3 protein-coding genes are annotated in these 1980 nt (G+C 61.9%); 2 read left to right on the top strand and 1 reads right to left on the bottom strand.

Annotation, left to right across the window (positions count from 1 at the left end; translation table 11 throughout):
• Both NKJ01_RS36085 and NKJ01_RS36090 read left to right on the top strand, forming a co-directional pair.
• Positions 1-584, top strand: a 584-nt coding sequence (locus NKJ01_RS36085; protein WP_352735343.1) for an RHE_PE00001 family protein, incomplete at its 5' end; no start/stop codon positions are given.
• A 90-nt stretch (positions 585-674) separates the two neighbouring features.
• Complete coding sequence (locus NKJ01_RS36090) at positions 675-1361, top strand: XRE family transcriptional regulator (RefSeq protein WP_352735344.1); 687 nt, start codon at positions 675-677, stop codon at positions 1359-1361.
• A 431-nt stretch (positions 1362-1792) separates the two neighbouring features.
• On the opposite strand, the gene NKJ01_RS36095 is transcribed toward NKJ01_RS36090, so the two are convergent.
• Positions 1793-1980 (bottom strand): hypothetical protein (locus NKJ01_RS36095; RefSeq protein ID WP_352735346.1); only part of this gene is annotated, 188 nt, incomplete at its 5' end.

The raw sequence follows: 1980 nt of genomic DNA on the forward strand, positions 1-1980 counted from the left end.
CGGACGATCGGCCGGACCTGATTTACGATCTTGACTGGAATGAGGAAGAACGGCTGGCCGAATGGCACGCTGTGCTCGCGGAAACACGGGGGCAACCAGTCGTCCTGCGCGCTGCGGTCCTGCTCGAGGCCTGGTCGGACATCGAGGTGCTGCAGCATGCCACGTGGCTCGGACCGCTGCTCGTGGCTGCACTGCTGCGCCAGGAAGGACTTGCCGCCCACCATCTCGCTTGCATTCATCTCGGCGCGAAAAACATTCCGCGCGAGCGGAGGCGGGCGCGCAATCGCGGCGATCGGCTGCTCGCCTTGCTCGATGCCATTCACGACGCAGCAGTGGCTGGCCTGAAGGAACACGATCGGCTGGTGCTGGCAAAATGCCAGATGGAGCGGCGGCTCAAACAACGGCGCGCCAGCTCGAAACTGCCCGACCTGGTCGAGCTGGTACTCTCGCGGCCGCTGGTCTCGACGGGCATGATCCAGGAGCAGCTAAAGGTGACAAAGCAGGGGGCGCTCAATCTGGTCAGCGAACTCGGCCTGCGCGAGATGACGGGCAGGGGAAGGTTTCGGGCATGGGGAATTGTTTAGTCCGAGCTATTCGCTACTAGCTTTACGAAGTTATCCAACTTGACGAACTTGCGCTCTGTAACCATACTGGTGACAGCAGAGGTTCTCATTATGGCCGCTCCAAAGCGCAGCAATCATAGCGGCGCCGCGTCCCCTGCGGGAGTCGCCGCCCTGAGCTTCACGACGAAGCTGCCGGCACAGGCCGATTTCAAGAAGGTGTTGCTCGAACGCTATCAGGAAGCGATCGCACGCAGCCGCAAGATCGGCCATCGCGTCTCGTTCCTGGTAGAGGTCGATCCAACGGCTGGTGCGCAGACGATCACGCCAGTCGAGGAGCAACCGATCGCTTCAGACGATATTTTTCCCGTCGAGGACACGGGCAAGCCGGATGCCGAACTCGAGGCGGCTCTTGCCGAAGCGCGCGCGCGTGGCCGCAAGCGTGTCGCCGAAATTGTCGCCGGCGAGGACATGCTGAGCGCGGATGCCCTCGCCAAGCTGCTCGGCACGTCGCGGGTGACAGTCAACGCCAAGCGGCAAAGCGGGCAGGTGCTCGGGATCGATGGCGCCAAGCGCGGCTTCCGTTTTCCTGTCTGGCAACTCGACAAGGACGGTCGTCCCTTCGGCGCATTGCCGGCGCTCCATGCCATGTTGGGCAACAGTGCCTGGGCGGTCTATCGGTTTCTGGTGTCGCGCCATGGCGCCCTCGATGGCCGGACCGGCCTTCGAGCCCTTCAGCAAGGCGATGACGCCTCGGTGTTGACCGCGGCGGAAGGCATGGCCAGGGGCGATTTCGACTGAATGCCTGGCGTTCCACCTCCACCCGATTTCGGGCGTGCAAACCTCGAAATCGAGACCATATCGCCGGGACGGACATTCGGCCGGATCTACTGGAGCACCTATCCCGATCCGTTGGGCTACGGGAAGTCGCCGAGCCGATTTAGCGATCCTCGACGCCGCATTGACGCCAATCGGTTTGGCGTTCTTTACCTCGGCGATTCCCTGAAGGGGTGCTTCCTACAGATCGTGCTCCGCGACCGCCGCGAAGGAACGCCGGTGGTCACTGGCGTTTCACGAACACCCATCTGAGCCCGAATGGGATCATTTATCCCTCGCGCCTCAATGAGGCGACCAATCTTGCCATCTACGACCGGGCGATACTGAAGCTTCAGCCGAAGCGCGTTTTGACCCTTCTCGGCGCGCAGGGGGCTGGCTCAGGTTTTTGGAAGATTTCAGGGTGGGGTTGGTGTGAGATGCAGCTCGTATTCGTATCGCTTGGCGAAGATGGCCGTAGCGCCAGAAGCGTCCACTACGCTGGAGCAACGGAACGACAGGTTTGGGGCCGTGTATGGACGGCTCTCCGTTGGCAAGGGATTTGTGAGCTTTTGCAGTTGCTGGTTGGTGCGGCCATGTATCCGAC

The organism is Mesorhizobium sp. M0276 (assembly GCF_040321755.1).
GTDB lineage: Bacteria > Pseudomonadota > Alphaproteobacteria > Rhizobiales > Rhizobiaceae > Mesorhizobium.